Source organism: Sphingomonas desiccabilis (assembly GCF_004135605.1).
GTDB classification, from domain to species: Bacteria; Pseudomonadota; Alphaproteobacteria; order Sphingomonadales; family Sphingomonadaceae; genus Sphingomonas; species Sphingomonas desiccabilis.
In genome coordinates, this window is the sequence record NZ_SDPT01000002.1 from 19,896 (window position 1) to 42,668 (window position 22,773).

Genomic DNA, 22,773 nt, shown 5'->3' on the forward strand with positions numbered 1-22,773 from the left:
TCCGTCAAAGGTCCGGCAGTGGCTGGTCGGCGATGCCCCAACCGGCGAGGCCGCGTCCGTTGGCGCGCTCGATGAGCTCGGCGGCATCGTGGATCGAGAAGCGCTTGGGCGTCTCGATGTCGCCGAATTCGGCCCAGCTGACCGGGGCCGCCACATGGGCGCCCGGACGCGCGCGCGCCGAATAGGGCATGACGGCGGTGGCGCCGCGTTGGTTGCGCAGCCAGTCGATGAAGATGCGGCCGACCCGCTTCGCCTTGGACATGGTGGCGACAAAGCGCTCGGGCTCGGCGGCGGCCAGGGCGCGGGCGAAGCGATCGGCGAAGGACTTCACCGCCGGCCATTCCGCCTGCGGCGTGAGCGGCACGACGACGTGCACGCCCTTGCCACCCGACAGCATCGGGAAGCTCGCGAGCCCCATGTCGGCCAGGTGGCGCTTCAGATCCTCGGCCGCGCGCTGGACGTCCTTCCAGTCGAGCCCCTCGTCGGGGTCGAGGTCGAACACCAGCCGGTCGGGACGCTCGACATCCTCGGCGCGCGATCCCCAGCCGTGGAATTCGATCGTGCCCATCTGCACGCAGGCCATGAGGCCATCGAGGTCGCGGACGTAGAGATAGGGCTGGGTCGAGCCGTCCTTCTCGCGAATGTCGACATGGTCGACATGGTCGCCGAAGCTGCCGGCATCGTGCTTCTGGAAGAAGCACTGCTTGGCGCGGCCTTGGGGGCAGCGGACCAGGCTGATCGGGCGGTTGGCGACCCAGGGCAGCATGATCGGCGAGACCTGGGCGATGTAGGTGGCGAGATCGCCCTTGGTGAGCCCGTCCTCTGGAAAGATCACCCGGTCCGGGTTGGTGATCTTGACCGAGGAGGCGGGCACCTCCGGCTCGCCGCGGGGTGGCGCGACAGGGAGCTCCTCGGGCGTCTCGGCGACCACCTCCTCCGGGCGCTTGTCCTCGCGCAGCGCGACGAAGCTCGCGTGGCGGATGACCTGCTCGGCGGTGAATTCGGCAAAGGCGACTTCGGCGACGAGCTTCGGCTTCACCCAATGCGCGCCGCGGGCTGCCGCGCGGGGGACGGAGACGGGCGGGGTCTTGGTGGCGATCCTGTGGAGGCGCCGGCGCAGGTCGTCGATGGTGTCTGCGTTGAAGCCGGTGCCGACCTTGCCGGCGTAGACCAGCCCGTCGGGCCCGTTCACCGCCAGCAGCAGCGAGCGCAGGCCGCGGCTGGCGGCGGTCGAGGGCGACCAGCCGACAATCACGAACTCCTGCCGACGGATGCACTTGGTCTTGAGCCAGCCCTTGGAGCGGGTGCCGCGATAGGGGGCATCGGCGCGCTTGGAGACGACGCCCTCATAGCCCTCCCGGCACATCGCCTCGAACAGCTTCTCGCCGGCGCCGACGACATGCTCGGAATAGTGGAGGCGGGCGTCGACATTCTCGATCAGCGGGCGCAGCCGGTCCTTGCGCTGGACCTGCGGCAGGGCACGCAGGTCCTCGCCATCCACCTCAAGCAAGTCGAAGGCGAAGAAGGCCATGTCGCCGCCGTTGCTGATCGCCTCCTGCAGCGTCGAGAAGTCAGGGCGGCCGTCCTTGAACGCGACGATCTCGCCGTCGATCAGCGCGCTGTCGGCGGGGATGGCGGCGGCGGCTTCGGCGATGCCGGGGAACTTGGCCGTCCAGTCGAGACCGCTGCGGGTGTAGATGGTGGGGCCGCCCTTGCCGATCGCGACCAGGGCGCGATAGCCGTCGTACTTCACCTCGTGCAGCCAGGTGTTGCCGGCTGGCACGGCGTCGACCAGCGTGCACAACTGCGGCTCGGTGAAGGCGGGGCGCTTGCCGCCTTGCGCGGTCTTTGCGCGAGACTTGGCGGGGGCGCGGGGCTCGGGCTTGGCGGCGGCCTTGGTGGCCGGTTTGGCAGCCGGCTTCGCCTTCGCCTTGGGCTTGGTCGCGCCCTTCTTGCCGGCGGCGATCTCGTCCATGGTGCGGCCGGTCTTGACGCTGGTGAGCGCGGTTTCGACCAGTGTGTCGGCACCGCCGGCCTCCGCGTCGTCGATCTTGCGCAGCAGCCAGTTCTCGTTCTTCTCGCGGCCGCGCGGCTTCAGCCGGATCAGCAGCCACTCGCCCTTCATCCGCTCGCCGTCGAGGACGAAGTGGAGATGGCCCTTCTCCAGGTCCTTGGCCGACTTGCCGGCGATCGGCGCCCAGGTGCCGTCGTCCCACAGCATCACCGTGCCGCCGCCATACTCGCCCTTGGGGATGGTCCCTTCGAAGTCGCCGTAGGAGAGCGGATGGTCTTCGGTCCGCACCGCCAGCCGTTTCTGGTCGGGATCGAGGCTGGGGCCGCGCGTCACCGCCCAGCTCTTGAGCACGCCGTCCAGTTCGAGGCGGAAGTCCCAGTGGAGGCGGGTCGCGTCGTGCTTCTGGACGATGAAGCGGTTGCCGTGGCCGGGCTCCAGCGTGCCGGCGGGCTCGGCGGTGCGGCTGAAGTCGCGCTTGGCGTTGTAGAGGGCGAGGGGGTCGGTCTTGGCCATGTCAGGCTGCGCTCGTCTCGCGTACCCCGGCGAAGGCCGGGGTCCAGCTGGGACTCACCAGCCGCTGCCCTGCTGGGCTCTGGATCCCGGCCTGCGCCGGGATACGGGTCAAGGGCGTAAGGCGGCGGTCAGGCACGTTTGCGGGCCGGGGCCTTGGCGGCGGGCTTGGCGGCCGACTTCTTCGCAGCCGTCTTGCGCGCGGGCTTGTCTTCGGCGTCGTTCGCCGCCGCCTTGCTCGCGGCACGCTTCTTCGGCGCCGGCTTCGTGTCGCCGGGCTTCTCCAGCGACTTCTTGAGCGCGGCCATCAGGTCGACGACGTTGGAGCCGGACGGGCGGGCGTCCGCGTCGTCGGTGGTGTCGACGATCTTGCCCTTGGACTTCTTTTTGCGCTCGATCAGGTCCTTGAGCGCATCGACGTAGCGGTCGTGGAACTCCTGGGGATCGAACTTGGCGGTCTTTTTGGCGATCAGCGTCTCGGCGAGATCGAGCAGGTCCTCGTCGGGCTTCTCGTCGGGGATGTCGCGGAAATAGCCCTGGGCGCGGTGCACCTCGTCGGCGTAGCGCAGCGTTTCCAGAATCATGCCGCGGCCGCACGGCTTCAGGCTCACCACATATTCGCGGCCGCGGAGCGCGAGCTGGCCCAGACCCACCTTCTTGGTGCGGCGAAGCGCTTCGCGCAGCACGATGAACGCCTCTTCGGCGAGGTCGTCGGCGGGGACCACGAAATAGGGTTTCTCGTAGTAGAGCACGTCGATCTCGTGCGCGTCGACGAATTGGGTGAGCTCCAGCGTCTTCTTGGACTCGAGCTTCACGGCGTCGATCTCATCCTGTTCGAGCAGGATGTAGTTGCCCTTCTCGACCTCATAGCCCTTGACGATCTCGTCGGGGTCGACCGGGCCGACGCCAGCCACGCTCTTTTCGTACTTGATGGGCTTGCCGGTCGGCTCGTGAATTTGCCGGAAGGAGACCGCCGCGCCCGACTTGGTCGCCGTGTAGATCTCCACGGGGATCGACACCAGCGCGAGCCGTATCTGCCCCTGCCAATAGGCCCTTGCCGCCATCGCCGTTTCCTTGTTGCGCAACCGATTCAATTCCCAGGAGAAAGAGTCGTTCCCGCCGCCCGGCGGAATCGCCGCGAGGGCCAGGGGTGCGAAACCGCGCCAACCGGCGTATAGGGCCGCGCATGACGACCGACCCTTTCGCGCTGTTCGACACCTGGCTGGACGAAGCCGCGGCGAGCGAGCCCAACGACCCCAATGCCATGGCGCTGGCCACGGCGGACGCGGGCGGGCGCCCGTCGGTGCGCGAGGTGCTGCTGAAGGGCCATGGCCCGGAGCTGGGCTTCGTCTTCTACACCAATCGCGAGAGCCGGAAGGGCAGCGACCTCGCCGCCAATCCTCAGGCGGCGCTGCTGTTCCACTGGAAGGGGCTGCGCCGGCAGGTGCGGATCGAAGGCGCCGTGGTGCAGGCGAGCGATGCCGAGTCGGACGTATATTTCGCGTCGCGGCCGCGCGACTCGCAGCTCGGCGCCTGGGCGTCGCTCCAGTCGCGCCCGCTGGAGGCGCGCGAGCGCTTCGAGGAGCGGTTCGCCGAAGTGCAGGCGCGCTTTGCGGGCGGCGACGTGCCGCGCCCGCCGCACTGGGGGGGCTATCGCGTCGTGCCCGACACGATCGAGTTCTGGCAAGACCGCGCCTATCGCCTGCACGAACGCCGCCTGTTCACCCGTACCGCCGACGGCTGGACCGAGGGGCTGCTGTTCCCATGACCGAGGCCGAGCGCGGGCGGATCATTCCCTATGCGGTGCGCGCCGCGATCGCGTCGGTCGCGATGGCGCTGGCGCTGCTTTCGCTCAAGGGCGTGGCGGCCTGGACCACGGGCTCGGTGGCGATGCTCGGCAGCCTGGCCGACACCGCGCTCGACCTGCTCGCCAGCCTCGTGACGCTCTACGGCGTGCGGCTGGCGGCGACGCCCGCCGATCACGACCACCGTTTCGGCCACGGCAAGGCGGAGGCGCTGGCGGCGCTGTTCCAGGTCGCGCTGATCGCCGCCTCCGCGGTCGGCATCGCGTGGCGCGCGATCGGCGCCTTTGCCGAGCCCGGCGAGACCGCCGACCCGCAGTTCGGCATCGGCGTGTCGGTGGTGGCGATCGTCGCCACCTTTGCGCTGCTCGCCTACCAGCGCGCGATCATCCGCAAGACCGGATCGGTCGCGGTGCGCGCGGACAGCGTCCACTATCAGTCGGACCTGCTGCTCAACCTGGCCGTGATCGCGGCGATCGCTCTCGATCAATATGTCGGCTGGTCCGGCGCCGATCCGGTGTTCGGCATCGCCATCGCGCTGTGGCTCGCCTGGGGTGCGTTCCGCGCGTCGAGCCAGGCGATCGACCAGCTGATGGACAAGGAGTGGCCGGAGTCCGAGCGGCGGGCATTCCTGGACGTGGCGGCGCGCCAGGACGGGCTGCGCGGTATCCATGACTTCCGCACGCGCCGCTCCGGCAGCCACGACTTCGCGCAGTTCCACATGGAGGTGGACCGCACGCTCAGCGTCGCCGAGGCGCACGACATCGTGGAGGCGGTGGAGAAGAACCTGCGCCGCGCCTATCCGCGGGTGGAGGTGCTGATCCACCTCGACCCTGAAGGGCACGTCGACACCGACAATCCGCTGGTGGAAGCGGACGTGACGCCGCACTGGTTCGGCAAGCGGGTGGGAGGATGAGCATGCGGGTACCGTTCACGCAGGTCGATGCGTTCGCCGACACGGCCTTCGCCGGCAATCCGGCGGCGGTGCTCCAGCTCGAGGCTTGGCCCGACGACGCGGTGCTCCAGCAGGTCGCGGCCGAGAACAACCTGTCGGAGACCGCCTTTCTGGTGCCCGACGCGAGCGGCGAGGCCGATCGCGAGCTGCGCTGGTTCACCCCCACGGAGGAGGTGATGCTGTGCGGCCATGCGACGCTGGCGAGCGGCCACACGCTGCTGTCGGCCGATCCGGCGCTGGAGCGGGTGCGGTTCCGCACGCGCCGTGCCGGGGTGCTGGAGGTGGCGCGCGACGGCGACGGCTATGCGATGGTGCTGCCCGCCTGGGCGCCCGAGCCGAAGCCGCTGCCGGAGATCGTCGCGGCGCTTGGCTGCGCGGTGGAGGAGACGCTGTGGCACGCCAACGGCTATGCGCTGGCGGTGGTGGCGCGTGCCGAGACGGTCGAGCAGCTCCAGCCCGATGCCCCCGGGTTGATGGTGGCGGGCGAGGCGATCGTGATCGTCACCGCGCCGGGCCGCGACACCGACGTGATCAGCCGGGTGTTCGCACCGGGTTGCGGCATCGCCGAGGACCCGGTGACGGGTTCCGCCCATGCGGTGATGGCGAACTATTGGACGCAGCGGCTGGGGCGCGACCGCTTCACCGCCTATCAGGCGAGCGCGCGCGGCGGGCGGCTGAACGTGCGGCTGGACGGGGACCGTGCGGTCCTGGGCGGGCGCTGCGTCACGGTGATCGAGGGCAGCTTCCTGCTGCCGTAAGGGTGGGAAGGCTGAGGGTATTGTGCCCTTTCTTCCCCGTTCGTGCCGAGTAGAGACCGAGTAGCTGCGCCAGCAGCGCATCGAGGGCTCGTATCGAGGTACGGTTCCGAGCGCCAACCTGTCTCTCGATACGCCCTCTCGATACGCGGCTGCGCCGCTACTCGATGGCTACTCGAGAAGAACGGGAATGGGTGGTGCCGGGGTGCTGCTCAACCTCAGGCGGCCAGCGCCATTGCCGGCTCGGTTTCCGCGATCCAGCCGCCGCCGAGCACGCGGTCGCCGGCGTAGAGCACCGCCGCCTGGCCGGGTGCCACGCCATATTCCGGAGCTTCGAACACCAGCCGGTCGCCGTCGAGTCGTGCCGGCACGGGCTTGGCGAGCGAGCGGACCTTGGCGGTGAGCGGCTGGCCCGGATCGCCGCCCAGCCAGTTGATGTCGGCAAGCCGCGCGGCGCCGACCGCGAGCGCGATGCGCGGACCGACGACGAGGCGGCGGGTCTCCGGCTCCAGCCGGACCACGTAGAGCGGCTCGGGCTGGCCGCCGATCTCGATGCCGCGGCGCTGGCCGACGGTGAAGCCGACAAGGCCGGCGTGGCGGCCGAGGACGCGCCCTTCCAGGTCGACGATCTCGCCGCCGGCGTCGGCACCCGGGCGCAGCTTGCGGACCAGCCCGGCATAGTCGCCGTCCGGCACGAAGCAGATGTCCTGGCTGTCGGGCTTGGCGGCGACCCCCAGGCCCATCTCGGCGGCGATCTCGCGCACCCGCGCCTTGGGCATGCCGCCGAGCGGGAAGCGGATGAAGTCGAGCTGCGCGCGGGTGGTGGCGAACAGGAAATAGCTCTGGTCGCGCGCGGGATCGACCGCGCGGTGGAGCTCGGCACCCTCGGCGCCGAGCACGCGGCGGACATAGTGGCCCGTCGCCAGGCAATCCGCGCCCAGATCGCGGGCGAGGGCGAGCAGGTCGGTGAACTTGGGGCCCATGTTGCACTTCACGCACGGGATGGGCGTGCGGCCGGCGAGATATTCGTCGGCGAAGTCGTCGATCACATTCTCACGAAAGCTGGTCTCGTGATCGAAGACATAGTGGGCGATGCCGAGGCTGTCGCAGACCGCGCGGGCGTCGCGGATGTCGCGGCCGGCGCAGCAGCTGCCGGCCCGGCCAACGGCGGCGCCATGGTCGTAGAGCTGGAGCGTGACGCCGATCGTCTCCGCACCCGTGCGCGCGGCCAGTGCGGCCACCACCGAGCTGTCGACGCCGCCGGACATGGCGACGACGATGCGGCGCGCCCGCACCGGGGACTCAAGCTGGAAATCGCCCTCGATCATGGGCGGCCACATAGGGTGCGCGACGACCGGATGCAAAAAGCAGGACGGGCGGAGGGCGTTTTTACGGGCTGTTTAGCATCTTTCCCTAAACCGGCTGGCTAGCGCCCGTTTGGAAGGAGCCTCGTTGGACCTGAGTTTCGCCCGATTGGAGCGCGGCATCGCGGTTACCGCCTTGCCCGTCGATCTGGCCGTGCTGCTCGCGGGGGCAAGCGCGCGCCAGGCGGCAAGTGCGACCGCGCGGGTGCAGGCAAAGGTCGCCATGGCACGGGCAAGCGAAGGCTTGCTGTCGCCGCGCCACGGGGCGTTCCATCCGGCGGTTGCGGAAGCGCTGCGCTCGCCGCGCGTGGCACCGGGGGAAGGGCAGGGGTGAAGGGAATCTTTACCCGCGAGGCATAACAGGGGTCAGAACCGGGAGTCGGTCGTGTTGGGGCAGGCCGGCGCCCCTAGAGGTAGAAGATGATCGAGAACCAGAAGATCCGTCCCGCAAAGGTGATCGGGCCGCTCGGCGAGCCGCTGACGCTCGACTCGCTGCCCCCGCCCGACACGACGCGGTGGGTCGTCCGGCGCAAGGCGGAGGTGGTCGCGGCGGTGAACGGCGGGCTGCTGACCATCGACGAGGTCTGCAGCCGCTACCGGCTTTCGCCCGAGGAATTCGCCAGCTGGCAGCGCGCGATCGACCGGTCGGGCATGCCGGGGCTGCGCGTCACCCGCATCCAGCATTATCGCTCGCTCTACGAGCGCCAGCAGAAATACTGACGCCGGGCGGCCGGCGGCCGTCCGATGCCACGCACGGGTGGACGCGGACGCCCCCGCGCTTTAGGGCGGCCCCGCTTTTCACGCATATAAAGGAACTGGCGTGGCGAACGTGGCGGTAATCGGCGCTCAATGGGGCGACGAGGGCAAGGGCAAGATCGTCGATTGGCTGGCGGAGCGCGCCGATGTGGTGGTGCGCTTCCAGGGCGGGCACAACGCCGGCCATACGCTGGTGGTCGACGGCAAGACCTACAAGCTGTCGCTGCTCCCCTCCGGCATCGTGCGCGGCACGCCCTCGGTGATCGGCAACGGCGTGGTGCTCGATCCCTGGGCGCTTCGGGACGAAGTCGCCCGCCTGCGCGAGCAGGGCGTCGAGGTCACCCCCGACACGCTGCGCATCGCCGACAACTGCACGCTGATCCTGCCGTTCCACCGCGACCTGGACGGGCTGCGCGAGGATGCGAGCGGCGCCGGCAAGATCGGCACCACCCGCCGCGGCATTGGTCCTGCGTACGAGGACAAGGTCGGCCGCCGCGCGTTGCGCGTGTGCGACCTGGCGCATCTCGACTCGCTCGAGCCGCAGCTCGATCGCCTCTCCGCGCACCACGACGCGCTGCGTGCCGGCTTCGGCGAGCCGCCGATCGACCGCGCCGCGCTGCTGGAGCAGCTGCGCGAGATCGCGGGTTTCGTGCTGCCGTTCGCACGGCCGGTGTGGCGCGACCTGAACGAGGCGCGCACCCGCGGCCGCCGCATCCTGTTCGAGGGCGCGCAGGGCGTGCTGCTCGACATCGACCACGGCACGTATCCGTTCGTCACCTCGTCCAACACCATCGCCGGCACCGCGGCGGGCGGTTCGGGCCTGGGCCCGGGCGCGGTGGGCTTCGTGCTCGGCATCGCCAAGGCGTACACCACCCGCGTCGGTTCGGGGCCGTTCCCGACCGAGCTGGAGGATGCGACCGGCCAGCGACTGGGCGAGCGCGGGCACGAGTTCGGCACCGTCACGGGCCGCAAGCGCCGCTGCGGCTGGTTCGACGCGGTGCTGGTGCGCCAGTCCGTCGCCGTGTCCGGCGTGACCGGCATCGCGCTCACCAAGCTCGACGTGCTCGACGGGTTCGAGGAAATCTCGATCTGCACGGGCTACAAGCTCGGCGACGAGACGCTCGACTATTATCCGACGCACGCCGCCGACCAGGCGCGGGTCGAGCCGATCTACGAGACGATGCCGGGCTGGCAGGAATCGACCGCGGGCGCGCGCAGCTGGGCGGAGCTTCCGGCGCAGGCGATCAAGTACATCCGCCGCGTCGAGGAGCTGATCCAGTGCCCGGTGGCGCTGGTCTCGACCAGCCCGGAGCGCGAGGACACGATCCTGGTCCGGGATCCGTTCGCGGACTGAGGCGCCGCACTTGTGCCCCGGCGAAGGCCGGGGCCCAGGTGGAGAGGTGGTGGTGGGGCAGGTCCCCGTGCTTAGCCGATCCCCTGTTCCCTCTCGTATCCCTGCGCAGGCGGGGATCCAGGGCCAAGCAGGACAACAGCGGTTCACCCCCCCAACCCTGGGCTCCTGCCTTCGCAGGAGCACGGCGAGGGCGGGTGACGACTGGGTGCGGCTGCTACGACCGCTTTCCCAACTGGGCCCCGGCCTTTGCCGGGGTACGGTACGGGCTCTTCCCGCTATTCGTGGCTGCGGCCGAAGTCGGCGCGGGCGTCGTCCTGGCCCTGCTCGACGATCGAGCGGCGGATCGCGCGGGTGCGGGTGAAGCGGTCGAACAGCTCGTCGCCCTGGCCCCAGCGGATCGCGCGCTGCAGCGCCGACAGGTCCTCCGAAAAGCGCTGGAGCATGTCGAGCACCGCCTCGCGATTGTTGAGGAACACGTCGCGCCACATGGTCGGATCGGACGCGGCGATGCGGGTGAAGTCGCGGAAGCCGCCGGCCGAATATTTGATCACCTCGCTCTGCGTCACTTCCTCCAGATCCGAGGCGGTGCCGACGATGGTGTAGGCGATCAGGTGCGGCAGGTGGCTGGTGACGGCGAGCACGCGGTCGTGGTGCTCGGGCGCCATCTGCTCGATGTCGGCGCCCAGCCGGCGCCAGAATTCGGCGACGCGTGCGACGGCGACGGGGTCGGCGTCCTCGGCGGGCGTCAGGATGCACCAGCGGTTGCGGAACAGCGTCGCGAAGCCCGCCTCCGGGCCCGACCGCTCGGTGCCGGCGACGGGGTGGGCGGGGACGACAGCGACGCCGGGAAGCGCCTCGGCCAGCGCCTGGGCGACGCTCGCCTTGCTCGATCCGACGTCGGTGACGATCACGCCGGCGGGAAGGTCGGGCGCGAGCTCGGCCGCGACGGCGCCGATCGCGCCGACCGGCACGCACAGCACCACCAGCTCGGCATCGAGGACGGCGGCGCCGGGATGGTCGGCGACGTCGTCGACGAGGGCGAGCGCGCGCGCGGTCTCGCGCACCTGGGGGTCGGCGTCGTGGCCGGTGAGGCGGACGTTCGGCATCGCCTCGCGCACCGCGCGCGCGACCGACGAGCCGATCAGCCCCAGGCCGATCACGGCGACGCGGGCGAAGGGCAGCATCAGCCGACGATCCCGCGCAACGCGTCGGCCAGGCCGCGCATCTGCTCCTCGGTGCCGATGGTGATGCGCAGGCCGTTGGCGAGGCCTTGGCCCGGCAGCCAGCGGGTGATGTAGCCCGCGTCCATCAGCCCCTTGTACGCGGTCTCGGCCGAGACCGGCCCCTCGAACAGGACGAGGAGGAAGTTGGTTTCGGACGGCACGGCGCGCAGGCCGGCGTTGCCGAGTGCGGCGACCTCGCCCGCCAGCCAGTCGCGCCACTGCCGGTTGTGGGCACGGCTGCGTTCGACGAAGCCGGTATCGCCGACGGCGGCAATGGCGGCGAGCTGGCCCGCGGTGGTCACGTTGAAGGGTGCGCGGATGCGGTGCATCGCGTCGATCGCCGCGACCGAGCCATAGCCCCAGCCGATCCGCTCGGCGGCAAGCCCGTGGATCTTGGAGAAGGTGCGGGTGACGAACACGTTCTCATGGGCCTCGACCAGCTGGAGGCCGAGGTCGTCGTCCTCCGGCTCCAGATATTCGGCATAGGCCTGGTCGAGCACCAGCAGCACGTGCGAGGGCAGGCCGGCGTGCAGCCGCGCGATCTCGGCGGCGGGCGCGAAGGTGCCGGTGGGGTTGTTGGGGTTGGCGACATAGACCAGCGTGGTGCGATCGGTCACCGCGGCCAGGATCGCGTCGACGTCGGTCGCATAGTCGCGGTCCAGCGCCACCACCGGGGTCGCGCCGACGCGGCGGATCGCGATGTCGTAGACTGCGAAGCCGTAGCGGACGTAGATCGCCTCGTCGCCCGGGCCGGCATAAGCGCCGGCGGCCAGGTGCAGCAGTTCGTCCGATCCGGTGCCGTAGATCACGCGCGCAGGATCGAGGCCATGGGCGGCGGCGAGCGCTTCGCGCAGCGCGGTGGCGCCGGGATCGGGATAGCGTTCCAGGCTCGCCTGGGCCGCCGCGAACGCCGCCTTCGCCTCGGGCGAGGTGCCGAGCGGGTTCTCGTTGGCCGAGAGCTTCACGACCGGTCGGCCGCCGTCGTTGGTCGCGCGGCCCGGGATATAGGGCGCGATGTCGAGGACCCAGGGCTTGGGAGCGGGTGCGTTCATGCGCCGGGGAGTGGCGCAACGCCTCGCCGAAGGCAAGGCGTGGGCGGAGGCGTGGAAACACGGAGCTGTGGGAAGCTGGAAGGGAAGGTGGGGCGGACGCTGTTCCGCCTGCGCCGAGAACCAATCGGCGGGAACGTCCGCTAACGTTCCATTAGCGGACGTTTGGGGCGCCGTCCGAGTTCGCCGGCATCTTCCCGACCAGCCACCCCAGCGCGATCGGAACCAGAAGCAGAAGATTGGATGCGTACAGAACCAACCATCCGGAGCTTTCCCATTTGGGCCCGAAGGTCGGACTGATGATCATCAGGACCAACCAATTTGCCGACAGGTTCGCATCCCGGAGTCGATGATAAGTCATTCCGACGAGACCTATGTAAATAGGGAGGCCCAGCAGAAAGGCGAGCCACTCCGGTCCACCAAGGGTCGCGACGGCTGCCAGGTCCAACCCCAGGAGCACAACAAGCGTGAGACTTGCCAGTCGGTAAGGGCTTTGCCGTGCGTAGCTTTTGAGGAAGTCCCGCATGCCGGGAGCGTAGCTATGAAGAAGTTAGCTTTCCACCCACTCCCGGCAGTCCGTTCATACGCCTACGGCCTAGTTCTCCGCCGAGTCCTCCGACGCGAGCTTCGCCCGGCCCTTGAAGCCTTGCGCGATCACATACCATTCCGACGAACCCTTGCGGCTCGCCGGGGGCTTGGCGTGCTTCACCGTCGCGAAGTTGCGCTTGAGTTCCGCAATCAGGGCATTGTCGGCGCCGCCTGCCAGCGACTTGGCGACAAAGGCGCCGCCCGGGCGCAGCACTTCGCAGGCGAACATCACGCCGGCCTCCACCAGCGCCATGGTGCGCAGGTGGTCGGTCTGGGGATGGCCGACGGTGTTGGCCGCCATGTCCGACATCACCAGGTCCGCCTCGCCGCCCAAGGCCTCGCGCAGGAGGTCGGGCGCGGTTGCGTGCAGGAAGTCGAGCTGGAAGATGGTCACGCCGTCGATCGGATCGACCGGCAAGAGGTCGATGCCCGCGACCGCGGCGGAGGGCGCGAGCTTGCGCACCACCTGCGACCAGCCGCCCGGCGCGATGCCGAGGTCGACCACGCGCTTGACGCCGCGCAGCAGGTGGAAGCGCTCGTTGAGCTCCAGCAGCTTGTAGGCGGCGCGGCTGCGATAGCCTTCGGCCTTGGCGCGCTTCACATACGGATCGTTCAGCTGGCGTTCGAGCCAGCGCGTGGACTGCGCGGTGCGGCCGCGGGCGGTGCGGACGCGCTGGCGCCCGGGAGGTGCGCCCCTCATGCGTAGCGCCCCTGCATCAGGCGACGCAAAATGCCCTCGCGGATGCCGCGATCGGCGATGCCGAGGCGCTCGGCCGGCCACAGGTCCAGGATCGCCTCCAGGATGGCGCAGCCGGCCACCACCAGGTCGGCGCGCTCGGGCCCGATGCAGGGCACCTTGGCGCGGCCGGAGAGCTCCAGCCCGGCGAGGCGGCGGCTGACCTGGCGCATGGCGTCGGACGGCACGATCAGGCCGTCGATCGCCGAGCGATCATAGCTGTCGAGCCCCAGATGGACGCTGGCAAGCGTGGTCACGGTGCCGCTGGTGCCGAGCAGCCGGCGCTGGCCGGTGACCTTGGGCAGGCGCGCGGCAAAGGGCGCGAAGCTTTCGGCCACGCAGGCGCGCATCGCGTCGAACGCGCCACTAGGAATCGGCGCGGCGCGACCGGCGCCAAGGCTCTCCGTCAGCGACACCACGCCCCAGGGGGTGCTGTGCCAGTCGACGACGCTGGGGACCGGCCCCGCCGTGTCGAGCAGCACCAGTTCGGTCGAGCCGCCGCCAATGTCGAACACCAGCGCAGGGCCGTCGCCCGGCTCCAGCAGCGCATGGCAGCCTAGCACGGCGAGGCGGGCCTCCTCCTCGGCCGAGATCACGTCCAGAAAGATACCGGTCTCCTCATGTACGCGCCGGATGAAGTCGGCGCCGTTGGTCGCGCGCCGGCACGCCTCGGTCGCGACGGCGCGCGACAGGGTGACGTTGCGGCGGCGCAGCTTGTCGGCGCAGATCCGGAGCGCGGCGATGGTGCGTTCGATTGCGGCTTCGCTCAGCCGACCGGTCGCCGCAAGCCCCTCGCCGAGTCGCACGATTCGCGAAAAGGCATCGACGACCGCGAAGCCCGAGCCTTGGGGCCGGGCGATCAGCAGCCGGCAGTTGTTCGTGCCGAGGTCCAGCGCCGCGAAATGGCGCGCCTTGGCAAAGCGCGATTGCGCTGGTGCATGTGGTCCCGAACGGGCGGGGGCAACGCCCCGCCGGTGCGGCAACCGGGCGGTGGAGTCCCCCATGCCGTCACTTTCTTCTTATGTTCTGTTCCGTCACGGCGGAGATCCGCCGCTCGGTGCTTGTCCGAAAAGCTAGCGGAACCTTCTGGCAACGGCAAGGCGAGGCTGGCGGGCGAACGGCAGCCGGGAGCCGTTCCGCGACAGGGCGCCCGCTGGGCTCGCCGGAGCGTGGGGCGGGGGCGATCGCGCATCCGCATGAAAACAGGCTTGACCGCGTCGCGCGCGCCCCCTAACAGCGCGCCCTCACGACATTGCCCTGTCGTCTAATGGTAAGACTACGGACTCTGACTCCGTCAATCGTGGTTCGAATCCACGCGGGGCATCCAGTGCTGCTGATCGGCGAAATGCCCGGTTGGCCTGCGGTTCCGGCCTGGAGATCGGCCCGAGAACCGCACAATCCCGTATTTTGCTGAAATCCATCGCCGAAGCCTGAGGCAGCGTCTCGTGCGCGACTCTGGTGCCGCTGCCCTCGGCGGCTGCCGCTCGGTCCAGGCGGACCGCCCCTTGGGGAGCGGCCCGCCTGCCGGCTGGCTTATCTGCCCGCGATAAGGAGCGGGCCGGCCTTGGGCTTGCCGCCGAAGACCGATTTGAACGTGCTCGCCGCACGCGGGTACTGGCCGTGGCTCAAGTCCCCCCGGAAGGCGGAGTTGTTGTTCCAGTAGCCGTGGTAGACGACGCGGTGATCCTCGAACCACTTCGAGGCCGACTGGATGTAGGCGCCCGCCGTGTCCGAGTTGACGCCCCACTCCGAATAGGCGGTGGGCTTGTTATGCGCCTTGGCGAAATCCTGGTGCCACTGGAGCCCCCACTTCTGGGTGACCATGTAGTTCCAGGCCTTGGCCGGATCGGTGCCGAGCCACTTGGTGTCCCAGTAGAAATCCATGCTGATGATGTCGACGACGTCATCGCCGGGATAGGCGGTGGAAGGGTCCATGCCGACATTGCCGACGTTGGGCGCCCATTCGAACACGAAGCGCTTGGGTGCCACCGAGCGGAAGGCCTGGACGAAGTGGCGGAAGGCGCCCTTGTACTGCTCGGCCTTGCCGACCGCGGACCAGGGGAACCAGCCCTTGCCGTTGAATTCCCATCCGACGCGCAGGTTGATGTACCGGTCGTTGGGCGAGAAGTTCACCATCGTGCGGGCAAGGTTGCGATAGTAGGTGTCGTAACCGCCGCGCGCCGCCTCATCCAGGGTGGCGCCCTTGGGAATGAGGGGGATCGACCAGAGGATGTCGCCCGTCATGCCCTTGTAGCGATTGGCGAGGTAGCCCGGGGAGTTCTGCCAGTCGGTCCAGTTGGCGGCGCCGCCGAAGAGGGTCACGGCATCCACCGGCCGCCCGAGCCACTTCTGATAATAGGTCAGCATCGCCGGATCGTTGCCGATCGCGACCGATTGCCGGACGATCTGCGTGGTCGTCGGCGTGGTCGCCGTGGCGGCCATGAGGGTCGGGGAAGGGGCCGGAGCGGGCGTGGGGGTCGGCGCCGGCCGGGCTGCGGCCCATCGCCGGTACGCGCTTGTAGCGTCCGTCGACGGACGGGGCATGATCACCGTGCCGGCGGTGTCATTCTGCTTTCGAGGCGACCAGCTGGTCGCGGCGAATGCGGAGCCAAGGGCGGCGACGGTCAGGCCGGCGCCCCCCAAAATATAATGGAGTTTCATCGGATACCTTGAGGCGCGAAGACACCGCCCGGCAGCACCAAGCCGACGGGTTCGCGTGGGTTACGAAGTGGGGAAGTTCGGTGCTGAAGGGGGTAGCACGCCCCGGTCGGTTGCCGGGGTCGTGGGGGCGACATCTGAGCGGGCGTTCGAAACGCGGATGCTGGGTCGCTTCTGCCGGCAGCGTTCCTAGAAACGGCAATTCCGGATGACAAACCTATGTTTAGATTGTTGCGGCGAATCCCGCGGTGGGTGAGACAAAGCGCAAGTTGCGCGCGCAGCCGCATGCCGACCGTTCGGGGACTCGGCCGTCCTGCGCGCGGGCGCTTGCGGTGGCGGGGGGATTGCGGTTGATGCACCCGGAGCCGGAGACGGCGCATCGGGAGAGACGCATGAAGTTCGCACGCTGGATCGGTATCGCGGCGGCAGCGCTGTTGGCAGCGGCGGTGCCCGCGGGTGCGGAGACGATCCTGTTCGTCGGCAACAGCTTCACCTTCGGCGCCAACTCGCCCGCGTGGAAATACCGTCCCGACACCGTCACCGACCTGAACGGCGAGGGGCTGGGCGGCGTGCCGGCGCTGTTCAAGCGATTCGCCGACCAGGCCGGGCTCGACTATCAGGTGGCGCTGGAGACGGCGGGCGGGCGCACGCTCAACTGGCACTGGCAGAACCGGCGCGACCGGTTCGATCGCGCCTGGGACCATGTCGTGCTGCAGGAATACAGCACCCTCGACCCGGAGAAGCCGGGCGATCCCGCCGGGCTGATGGAGGGCGTGCGGCGCCTGTCCGCCCTGTTCGCGGCGCGCAACCCCAAGGTCGACCTGCGGCTGATGGCGACCTGGTCGCGGCCGGACCTGGTGTTCCAGAAACCCAGCCCGTGGAGGGGAAAGCCGATCGAGACCATGGCCCGCGACCTGCGCCGGGCGTACGACCGCGCGGCGGCGGTGCGGCCGGGCACGCGCGTGCTGCCGGTGGGCGAGGGCTTCAACTGCGCGATGGCGCGCGGCGTCGCGGATGCGAACCCCTATGACGGCATCGCCTATGACCAGGCGCCGCTCTGGTCCTACGACCAGTATCACGCCAGCGTGTACGGCTATTATCTGGAGGCGCTGATCGTCTTTGCCGAGATCACCGGCCGCGATCCGCGGACGCTGGGCCGCGACGAGGCTTCCGCGATCGAACTCGGCATCGGCAGCGACATGGCGGAGCGGCTGCAGGCGGTGGCGTGGGAGGCGACCCGGCCGGGCACCACCTGCCGCTGAGGCGTCAGCCGATCCGCGCCTGCTTGCGCTGGCGGACGGCGAGCCAGCCGAAGGCGGCGTAGACGCCGAGCGCCGGCCAGCCGCCGTCGGTGACGAACAGATAGGCGATGCCGATCGCGGCGCTGCCCGCCAGCAGCCCCGCGAACCACTTGGGCGGGAAGGTGCGCGCCAGCAGCATCCCGCCGGCGATGGTCAGCGCCAGCGCATTGGCCGCGAGCCAGAGGTAGGAGGCGGTGGCGCCGATCGACCCGGCGAACGGCAGCTTCACCGTCGCATAGCCGGTCATGGCGTTGGGAAAGGTATCGGCGGCGACATGGAGGCCGATGCCGAGCGCGAGCCCGGCCGCCACGGCGCGCCAGCGGGGCGGCCCCAGCAGCAGCAGGGCGGGGAGCAGCGGGCCGTGGGTGAGGATGCTGCGGTGGACCAGCCCCAGCGACAGGTCGAGGTCGGGCAGCGTGGTGCCGGAAAGACACGCGAGCAGCACCGCGCCGGCGCAGGCGGCACGGTTGCGCGACACCTCCGCGAACAGGATCGCACCCGCGAGCCACAGCACTGCCGTCATTCTCTATGCCCGTCCTGCATCAAGCCCCTTCCGCCCGCCTTCCCGCCCGCCTAACAGCAAAGCCATGTGGCAGCTCCTGCAATTCCCGCTGTGTCCCTTTTCGCGCAAGGTCCGCCTGCTCTTGTCGGAAAAGGGCGTCGGTTACGAACCCGTGCGCGAATCGCCCTGGGCGCGCCGCGACGAGTTCCTCGACCTGAACCCCGCCGGGCAGACGCCGGTGATGGTCGATGTCGAGCGCGGCGTCACGCTGATCGATTCGATGGCGATCTGCGAATATTTCGAGGAGACGGTCGACAAGGCGGCGATGCTGAACGGCACCGCGGCCGACCGTGCCGAGATCCGCCGGCTCGTCACCTGGTTCGACACGCATTTCTTCCGCGAGATCACCGGGCCGTTGCTGCTGGAGCGGATGGAGAAGCGCATCGTCCATCGCCTGCCGCCGGACACGCGCGCGCTGCGCGACGCGATGAAGGCGGCGGTCGAGCATCTCGACTACATCGATTACCTGCTCGACCACCGCGCGTGGCTGGGCGGGGCGACGATGAGCCTGGCCGATCTGGCGGCGGCGGCGCAGATCTCGGTCGCGGACTATCTGGGCGGGATCGACTGGAAGACGCACACGACCGCCAAGCGCTGGTACGTCGGCATGAAGAGCCGCCCGAGCTTCCGCCCGCTGCTCGCCGAGCGGATGGAGGGCGTGGCCCCGCCGCCGGACTACGAGAAGCTCGACCTGTAACGCGGTATCCCTGCTCAGGCAGAGATCCAGAGCCAGGCAGAACTAGCGGCGATTGCGCTCCGCAACCCTAGGCTCCTGCCTTCGCAGGAGCACGGGAGGGCGCCCAGCGGCGTGATGCTTTCCACGAAGTGCTGAGTCAGGAACTTCGCGCAGTGCCCTTCCGTTCATGGGGTCTCCCCCAGACGAAAAGGCCTTTCGCGATGAGCGACTTCGACCCGATGATCCATGAGGATGCGCTGCCCGGCCATGAGAGCCGGATGGACGACAAGCCCGACTGGACGCCGCGCTATCCCGGCTCCGGCAGGCTCAAGGACAAGGTGGCGATCGTCACCGGCGCCGACAGCGGCATCGGCCGCGCGGTGGCGGCGCTCTATGCCCGCGAGGGTGCGGACGTCGCGATCGTGTACCTGTGCGAGCACGACGATGCCGAGAAGACCGCGGAGATCGTGCGCGGCGAGGGCCGGCGCGCGCTTACCATCGCCGGCGACGTCGGCGACAAGGCGTTCTGCGAGCAGGCGGTGGCGCAGGTGATCGCCGAGTTCGGCAAGCTCGACGTGCTCGTGAACAATGCCGGCGAGCAGCATGCCGACAAGGACATCACCGACATCACCGAGGAGCAGCTGCGCCGCACCTTCCAGACCAACATTTTCGGCATGTTCTTCCTGGTGCAGGCGGCGATGCCGCACCTGAAGCCGGGCGCGGCGATCGTGAACTGCACCTCGATCACCATGTACCAGGGGTCGAAGGAGCTGCTGGACTATTCGTCCACCAAGGGGGCGATCACCGCCTTCACGCGCAGCCTTTCCGAGAACCTGATCGAGAAGGGCATCCGCGTGAACGCGGTCGCGCCGGGGCCGATCTGGACGCCGCTCAACCCGTCGGGCGGGGCGACCCCGGAGAAGCTGGAGAGCTTCGGCGAATCGACGCCGATGGGCCGGCGCGGCGAACCCAACGAGGTGGCGCCGTCCTTCCTGTTCCTGGCGTGCGAGGATGCGAGCTACATGTCGGGGCAGGTGCTGCACCCGAACGGCGGCACGATCGTCAACGGGTAAGCCAGAACCGGTGCTCCCGCGCGGGTGGGAGCACCGGGCCACAATGCTGCCGGTTGGTCTGCTTGGCCCTGGGTCCCCGCCTGCGCGGGGACCCAGGGGTTCAGGCGGGTACCGCGCTTCCGACCGGGCCGATGTCGGCGGGTTCGTCGCGGGAATAGGTGGCGGTCAGCAGGCCGGCGGCGAGCACGCGGCCGGCCATGGCGTGGACGACCGCGCCGCGGCCGGGGGTAGGATCGAGATCCTCGCCCGGTGCGAGCGCGAAGAGCTGGAAGACGTAGCGATGCTCGCCGTGGCCGCTCGGCGGATCGGGCGGCAGCCAGCCTTCGCGCAGATAGCTGTTGCGGCCGACGTCGCTGCCGTCGAGCGCGCCGTCGCCATCCGCCTGGATCGCGCCCTCGCGCAGCTGGTCGGTCGACGGCGGCATGCCCCAGACGATCGCGTGCACCAGCGGCTGGGCGGCGGGGGCGTCCGGATCCTCCACCACCAGCGCGAGCGACTCGGTGCCGGCCGGGACGCCCGTCCAGTAGAGCGGCGGCGACACGCCGGTGCCGTCGGCGGTGAAGCGTTCCGGCAGCCGCGCGCCGTCTGCGAAGGCCGGGCTCGCGAGGTTCAGCGCGGCGAAGTCGCCGAGCGTCGGGTCCACGATGGTGAGCTTGCTCGCCCCGGCGCGCACGTCGTGCAGCAGCGCGCCCAGCCAGCGTGGTAGATGTTCGAGCATCCCAGTTCCTCTTGCTGCTTGGTGCCCTGGAGAACCGCCCAGCGGCGGCTTGGCTCCAAGGGACGCCCCGATCCTAGGGTTCGTTGCAGCACCGGAACAAGGGTCGGACGCAAAAACGGCCGGGTTTCGCGTCAGGCGATGCCGCCGGCGAAGGGCACGCTGGTCGCGACGATCACCGTGGCGGTGGTGACGAAGGATGCGAGCGCGATGAGAAAGGAGCGCATGGCTGGGTCTCCGACTCGATGGAGAAGGTGTCCCGGTCAGGCGACCGGGACGACCGATGCGGCGGCGCTGATCGTCAGCGAGGCGAAGGCGACGGCGGCGACGAGCGAAGCGAAGCTGAACTGCAGCGTCTGGAGACGGGTCGACATGGTGGAAACTCCCTGATCCTTTCGGCCGCCGGACCATCCGGCGACCGATGCCAGGGACTTTGCAGGGGTCGTGCCAGTTTCCTAAGTGCTTGAAAACACGAGTGCTGCATCGGCCGGAAGCGCCAAGTTGGCGAGACTCGCCGAGCGCGTGCGGCGCAATGCGCCACGACTTGGTGGAACGTGCGGCCGCGTCAGCTGCGCCCGCCGCCATGCTGCCGGTGCCAGCTCTGCACCGCCGCCAGCGTGCGCTGGACATGCTCGAGCGGGCTGGCGTCGTCATGGGCGTAAAGGATGCGGCCGTCCGGCGCGATCACATAGCTGGTGCGGCTGGTACGGATGGGCGCGCTCTTTCCCGAAGCCGGGGCACCCAGGGCGACGTCATAGCCGCGGACCACGCGCGGCGTGGCGCTCGCCACCGCGAACTTGCCCGCGCAATGCTGGGCGGAGAACGCCTCCAGCTTGTCCAGCGGGTCGGCCGACATGCCGATCACGGTCGCGCCCGCCGCGCGGAACTCGTCGACCGCCTCGGCAAAGGCGCGTGCCTCGGCATTGCAGCCGCCGGTGAAGGCGGCGGGGAAGAAGTAGAGCACCACCGGCCCCTTGCGGAGCTGCGAGCGCAGGTGGAGGGTGAAGGGCTTGCCCGCGATCGCGCCCTTGGCGACGAAGTCGGGCGCCTTGGCACCGGGGGCGAGTGCCGCCCCGGCGGGGGTGGCGAAGGGCAGCAGCAACGAAGCGATCAGCAGCATTGGACGCATGGTCGAACTCCCGCAGGACATGCGCCAGCCTAGCCGGGTGGCCGGCCGGCGTCACGCGGCTTCGCGCGGCTTGGTGGTTGGCGGGGGCGCATGCCGGGAGTAGGGGTGGGCATGGCCGTTTCCCAGACCGACATCGACCTCGCCCTGCGCCTCGCGGATGCCGCGGGCGCCGCGATCCGCCCCCGCTTCCGCGCCGAGTTCGGGCTGGAGACCAAGGCGGACGCCTCTCCCGTCACGCTCGCCGACAAGGAGGCCGAGGCGGCGATGCGCCGGCTGCTGGTCGCCGAGCGGCCGATGGACGGCATCCTGGGCGAGGAAGAGGGGGAGCGCGCCGGCACCAGCGGGCGGCAATGGGTGCTGGACCCGATCGACGGCACCCGCGCCTTCATCGCCGGGCGGCCGATCTTCGGCACGCTGATCGCGCTGGTGGAGGACGGCTGGCCCGTGCTGGGCATCATCGACCAGCCGATCCTGCGCGAGCGCTGGCTGGGGGTGGTCGGCCGGCCAACGACTCTGAACGGCCAGGAGGCGCGCACCCGCCGCTGCCGCGACCTGGCGGACGCGCTGCTGGCGACGACCTCTCCCGCGCTGTTCACGGACGACCAGCTCCATGCGTTCGAGCACGTCGACGCGGCCGTCCGCAGCACCGTGCTGGGCGGCGACTGCTACAACTACGCCTGCCTCGCCTCCGGCCATCTCGACGTGGTGATCGAGGCGGAGCTGAAGCTGCACGACTTCGCGGCGCTGGTGCCGGTGGTCGAGGGCGCGGGCGGGCGCATGTGCGACTGGGCGGGCGACCCCCTCCACGCCGCTAGCAACGGCGAGGTCATTGCCGCAGGCGACCCGGCGCGCATCGAGGAACTGGTCGAGGCACTCGCCTGCCGCGGCGGGCACTGAGGGGCGAGGCCCCGCCGGCGCACGGCGCTATCGGATCGGTGCGCAGGCGGGATCCAGGGCCAAGCAGAACAACGGCTTGCGGTGTTTGGGGCTCCAGGCTCCTGCTTTCGCAGGAGCACGGTAAGGGATCTCCGAAGGTCCCGCGTCCGTCAGGATGACGATGTGGGGCTGCTGCCCGCATCATCCTTGCGCGCGCGCAGCTCGTCGCGGATCTCGCGCAGCAGCGCCACTTCGGGCGGGTCGGCGGCGGGAGCGGCGGTGCCGGCCTTCTGCTCCTCGTGCACGACCGCGATCGCGCGGTTCACGAACTTCACCAGCAGGAAGACGATGAAGGCGAGGATCAGGAAGTTGATCACCACGCTGACGAACTGGCCATAGCCGAACAGCGGGACGCCCGCGGCCTTCAGCGCGGCGTAATTGTCGGGGGAGCCGGTGTAGGTGGCGGGGATCGGCCCCAGCCGCAGGAAATAGCTCGAGAAATCGAAGCCGCCGAACAGCCAGCCGATCACCGGCATGATCATGTCGTCGGTCAGCGACTTGGTGATGGTGCCAAACGCCGCGCCGATGATGACGCCGACCGCCAGGTCGAGCACGTTGCCGCGCGCCACGAACTTCCGGAACTCGTGCAACAGCGTCATGAATTCCTCATTGATCGA

Annotated in this window: 22 protein-coding genes and 1 tRNA gene; 11 read left to right on the forward strand and 12 right to left on the reverse strand. The window is 69.7% G+C overall.

Going from position 1 to position 22,773, the window contains the following annotated elements; genetic code table 11:
• Positions 1-4 precede the first annotated feature (4 nt).
• Positions 5-2,527, reverse strand: coding sequence for a DNA ligase D (gene ligD, locus EO081_RS08275; protein WP_129341512.1), 2,523 nt, complete (start codon positions 2,525-2,527; stop codon positions 5-7).
• A gap of 128 nt (positions 2,528-2,655) precedes the next feature.
• Positions 2,656-3,588, reverse strand: a complete 933-nt coding sequence (gene ku, locus EO081_RS08280) for a non-homologous end joining protein Ku (protein ID WP_129341513.1) — start codon at positions 3,586-3,588, stop codon at positions 2,656-2,658.
• Positions 3,589-3,710: 122 nt separating this feature from the next.
• Between ku and pdxH the strand changes: the two genes are divergently transcribed.
• Genes pdxH through EO081_RS08295 form a run of 3 tightly spaced genes read left to right on the forward strand, consistent with a single transcriptional unit; the run spans position 3,711 to position 6,039 of the window.
• A complete protein-coding gene (gene pdxH / locus EO081_RS08285; protein WP_129341514.1) occupies positions 3,711-4,292 on the forward strand; it encodes a pyridoxamine 5'-phosphate oxidase in 582 nt (193 codons plus the stop codon).
• Positions 4,289-5,242, forward strand: a complete 954-nt coding sequence (locus tag EO081_RS08290; RefSeq protein ID WP_129341515.1) for a cation diffusion facilitator family transporter — start codon at positions 4,289-4,291, stop codon at positions 5,240-5,242. The genes pdxH and EO081_RS08290 overlap by 4 nt, the downstream gene beginning before the upstream one ends.
• A gap of 2 nt (positions 5,243-5,244) precedes the next feature.
• Positions 5,245-6,039: a PhzF family phenazine biosynthesis protein gene (locus EO081_RS08295; RefSeq protein WP_129341516.1), complete on the forward strand. Its 795-nt coding sequence runs from the start codon at positions 5,245-5,247 to the stop codon at positions 6,037-6,039.
• A 215-nt stretch (positions 6,040-6,254) separates the two neighbouring features.
• On the opposite strand, the gene mnmA is transcribed toward EO081_RS08295, so the two are convergent.
• A complete protein-coding gene (gene mnmA, locus EO081_RS08300) occupies positions 6,255-7,364 on the reverse strand; it encodes a tRNA 2-thiouridine(34) synthase MnmA (protein ID WP_129341517.1) in 1,110 nt (369 codons plus the stop codon).
• A 124-nt stretch (positions 7,365-7,488) separates the two neighbouring features.
• Between mnmA and EO081_RS08305 the strand changes: the two genes are divergently transcribed.
• The 3 genes from EO081_RS08305 (at position 7,489) to EO081_RS08315 (ending at position 9,510) form a co-directional block, all read left to right on the forward strand.
• Positions 7,489-7,734, forward strand: coding sequence for a hypothetical protein (locus EO081_RS08305; RefSeq protein WP_183947947.1), 246 nt, complete (start codon positions 7,489-7,491; stop codon positions 7,732-7,734).
• Positions 7,735-7,820: 86 nt separating this feature from the next.
• A complete protein-coding gene (gene sciP, locus EO081_RS08310) occupies positions 7,821-8,120 on the forward strand; it encodes a CtrA inhibitor SciP (RefSeq protein ID WP_125961312.1) in 300 nt (99 codons plus the stop codon).
• A gap of 100 nt (positions 8,121-8,220) precedes the next feature.
• Positions 8,221-9,510 carry an adenylosuccinate synthase gene (locus EO081_RS08315; RefSeq protein WP_129341518.1) on the forward strand — a complete coding sequence of 430 codons (1,290 nt, stop codon included), beginning with the start codon at positions 8,221-8,223 and terminating at the stop codon, positions 9,508-9,510.
• 275 nt (positions 9,511-9,785) lie between these two features.
• Here the strand turns inward: EO081_RS08315 and EO081_RS08320 are convergent, their stop codons facing one another.
• The 4 genes from EO081_RS08320 to EO081_RS08335 all read right to left on the reverse strand — a co-directional run bounded on the left by EO081_RS08320 (position 9,786) and on the right by EO081_RS08335 (position 14,110).
• A complete protein-coding gene (locus EO081_RS08320; protein ID WP_129341519.1) occupies positions 9,786-10,694 on the reverse strand; it encodes a prephenate/arogenate dehydrogenase family protein in 909 nt (302 codons plus the stop codon).
• Positions 10,694-11,785, reverse strand: a complete 1,092-nt coding sequence (locus EO081_RS08325; protein ID WP_129341520.1) for a pyridoxal phosphate-dependent aminotransferase — start codon at positions 11,783-11,785, stop codon at positions 10,694-10,696. Before EO081_RS08325 ends, EO081_RS08320 begins: the two co-directional genes overlap by 1 nt.
• 592 nt (positions 11,786-12,377) lie before the next feature.
• Positions 12,378-13,070 (reverse strand): RlmE family RNA methyltransferase, encoded by a 693-nt coding sequence (locus tag EO081_RS08330; RefSeq protein WP_129341521.1) that lies wholly within the window; start codon positions 13,068-13,070, stop codon positions 12,378-12,380.
• Entirely contained in the window at positions 13,067-14,110 is a 1,044-nt protein-coding gene (locus tag EO081_RS08335) for a Ppx/GppA phosphatase family protein (RefSeq protein ID WP_183947945.1), read from the reverse strand. The genes EO081_RS08330 and EO081_RS08335 overlap by 4 nt, the downstream gene beginning before the upstream one ends.
• Positions 14,111-14,359: 249 nt before the next feature.
• Here EO081_RS08335 and EO081_RS08340 point away from each other — a divergent pair.
• Positions 14,360-14,433: transfer RNA gene (locus EO081_RS08340), tRNA-Gln, on the forward strand.
• A gap of 206 nt (positions 14,434-14,639) precedes the next feature.
• On the opposite strand, the gene EO081_RS08345 is transcribed toward EO081_RS08340, so the two are convergent.
• On the reverse strand, positions 14,640-15,767 hold the full coding sequence (locus EO081_RS08345) for a glycoside hydrolase family 26 protein (protein WP_129341522.1): 1,128 nt from the start codon (positions 15,765-15,767) through the stop codon (positions 14,640-14,642).
• Between the two features lie 389 nt (positions 15,768-16,156).
• Here EO081_RS08345 and EO081_RS08350 point away from each other — a divergent pair, with 389 nt between their 5' ends.
• The gene (locus tag EO081_RS08350) at positions 16,157-17,026 is read left to right on the forward strand and encodes a PEP-CTERM sorting domain-containing protein (protein ID WP_129341523.1); all 870 of its coding nucleotides are present in this window, start codon (positions 16,157-16,159) and stop codon (positions 17,024-17,026) included.
• 4 nt (positions 17,027-17,030) lie between these two features.
• Here the strand turns inward: EO081_RS08350 and EO081_RS08355 are convergent, their stop codons facing one another.
• Positions 17,031-17,588: a hypothetical protein gene (locus EO081_RS08355; protein WP_129341524.1), complete on the reverse strand. Its 558-nt coding sequence runs from the start codon at positions 17,586-17,588 to the stop codon at positions 17,031-17,033.
• 64 nt (positions 17,589-17,652) lie between these two features.
• Between EO081_RS08355 and EO081_RS08360 the strand changes: the two genes are divergently transcribed.
• Together EO081_RS08360 and EO081_RS08365 are read left to right on the forward strand one after the other, a co-directional pair.
• A complete protein-coding gene (locus EO081_RS08360; protein WP_125961305.1) occupies positions 17,653-18,324 on the forward strand; it encodes a glutathione S-transferase family protein in 672 nt (223 codons plus the stop codon).
• Positions 18,325-18,524: 200 nt separating this feature from the next.
• Positions 18,525-19,376: a glucose 1-dehydrogenase gene (locus EO081_RS08365; RefSeq protein ID WP_129341525.1), complete on the forward strand. Its 852-nt coding sequence runs from the start codon at positions 18,525-18,527 to the stop codon at positions 19,374-19,376.
• 100 nt (positions 19,377-19,476) lie between these two features.
• Here the strand turns inward: EO081_RS08365 and EO081_RS08370 are convergent, their stop codons facing one another.
• Positions 19,477-20,094: a YbhB/YbcL family Raf kinase inhibitor-like protein gene (locus EO081_RS08370; RefSeq protein ID WP_129341526.1), complete on the reverse strand. Its 618-nt coding sequence runs from the start codon at positions 20,092-20,094 to the stop codon at positions 19,477-19,479.
• 562 nt (positions 20,095-20,656) lie between these two features.
• Positions 20,657-21,220, reverse strand: coding sequence for a peroxiredoxin (locus EO081_RS08375; protein ID WP_129341527.1), 564 nt, complete (start codon positions 21,218-21,220; stop codon positions 20,657-20,659).
• Positions 21,221-21,331: 111 nt separating this feature from the next.
• Between EO081_RS08375 and hisN the strand changes: the two genes are divergently transcribed.
• Entirely contained in the window at positions 21,332-22,117 is a 786-nt protein-coding gene (gene hisN, locus EO081_RS08380) for a histidinol-phosphatase (RefSeq protein ID WP_129341528.1), read from the forward strand.
• 149 nt (positions 22,118-22,266) lie between these two features.
• Here hisN and mscL read toward each other — a convergent pair whose 3' ends face one another.
• The gene (gene mscL / locus EO081_RS08385) at positions 22,267-22,755 is read right to left on the reverse strand and encodes a large conductance mechanosensitive channel protein MscL (RefSeq protein ID WP_129341529.1); all 489 of its coding nucleotides are present in this window, start codon (positions 22,753-22,755) and stop codon (positions 22,267-22,269) included.
• Positions 22,756-22,773: the final 18 nt, after the last annotated feature.

What these genes read in the sequence shown, in the direction of transcription:
- ligD (WP_129341512.1), bottom strand. Translation starts at nt 2,527, where the DNA reads ATGGCCAAGACCGACCCCCTCGCCCTCTACAACGCCAAGCGCGACTTC.
- ku (WP_129341513.1), bottom strand. Translation starts at nt 3,588, where the DNA reads ATGGCGGCAAGGGCCTATTGGCAGGGGCAGATACGGCTCGCGCTGGTG.
- pdxH (WP_129341514.1), top strand. Translation starts at nt 3,711, where the DNA reads ATGACGACCGACCCTTTCGCGCTGTTCGACACCTGGCTGGACGAAGCC.
- EO081_RS08290 (WP_129341515.1), top strand. Translation starts at nt 4,289, where the DNA reads ATGACCGAGGCCGAGCGCGGGCGGATCATTCCCTATGCGGTGCGCGCC.
- EO081_RS08295 (WP_129341516.1), top strand. Translation starts at nt 5,245, where the DNA reads ATGCGGGTACCGTTCACGCAGGTCGATGCGTTCGCCGACACGGCCTTC.
- mnmA (WP_129341517.1), bottom strand. Translation starts at nt 7,364, where the DNA reads ATGATCGAGGGCGATTTCCAGCTTGAGTCCCCGGTGCGGGCGCGCCGC.
- sciP (WP_125961312.1), top strand. Translation starts at nt 7,821, where the DNA reads ATGATCGAGAACCAGAAGATCCGTCCCGCAAAGGTGATCGGGCCGCTC.
- EO081_RS08320 (WP_129341519.1), bottom strand. Translation starts at nt 10,694, where the DNA reads ATGCTGCCCTTCGCCCGCGTCGCCGTGATCGGCCTGGGGCTGATCGGC.
- EO081_RS08325 (WP_129341520.1), bottom strand. Translation starts at nt 11,785, where the DNA reads ATGAACGCACCCGCTCCCAAGCCCTGGGTCCTCGACATCGCGCCCTAT.
- EO081_RS08330 (WP_129341521.1), bottom strand. Translation starts at nt 13,070, where the DNA reads ATGAGGGGCGCACCTCCCGGGCGCCAGCGCGTCCGCACCGCCCGCGGC.
- EO081_RS08335 (WP_183947945.1), bottom strand. Translation starts at nt 14,110, where the DNA reads ATGGGGGACTCCACCGCCCGGTTGCCGCACCGGCGGGGCGTTGCCCCC.
- EO081_RS08345 (WP_129341522.1), bottom strand. Translation starts at nt 15,767, where the DNA reads ATGAAACTCCATTATATTTTGGGGGGCGCCGGCCTGACCGTCGCCGCC.
- EO081_RS08350 (WP_129341523.1), top strand. Translation starts at nt 16,157, where the DNA reads ATGAAGTTCGCACGCTGGATCGGTATCGCGGCGGCAGCGCTGTTGGCA.
- EO081_RS08355 (WP_129341524.1), bottom strand. Translation starts at nt 17,588, where the DNA reads ATGACGGCAGTGCTGTGGCTCGCGGGTGCGATCCTGTTCGCGGAGGTG.
- EO081_RS08360 (WP_125961305.1), top strand. Translation starts at nt 17,653, where the DNA reads ATGTGGCAGCTCCTGCAATTCCCGCTGTGTCCCTTTTCGCGCAAGGTC.
- EO081_RS08365 (WP_129341525.1), top strand. Translation starts at nt 18,525, where the DNA reads ATGAGCGACTTCGACCCGATGATCCATGAGGATGCGCTGCCCGGCCAT.
- EO081_RS08370 (WP_129341526.1), bottom strand. Translation starts at nt 20,094, where the DNA reads ATGCTCGAACATCTACCACGCTGGCTGGGCGCGCTGCTGCACGACGTG.
- EO081_RS08375 (WP_129341527.1), bottom strand. Translation starts at nt 21,220, where the DNA reads ATGCGTCCAATGCTGCTGATCGCTTCGTTGCTGCTGCCCTTCGCCACC.
- hisN (WP_129341528.1), top strand. Translation starts at nt 21,332, where the DNA reads ATGGCCGTTTCCCAGACCGACATCGACCTCGCCCTGCGCCTCGCGGAT.
- mscL (WP_129341529.1), bottom strand. Translation starts at nt 22,755, where the DNA reads ATGACGCTGTTGCACGAGTTCCGGAAGTTCGTGGCGCGCGGCAACGTG.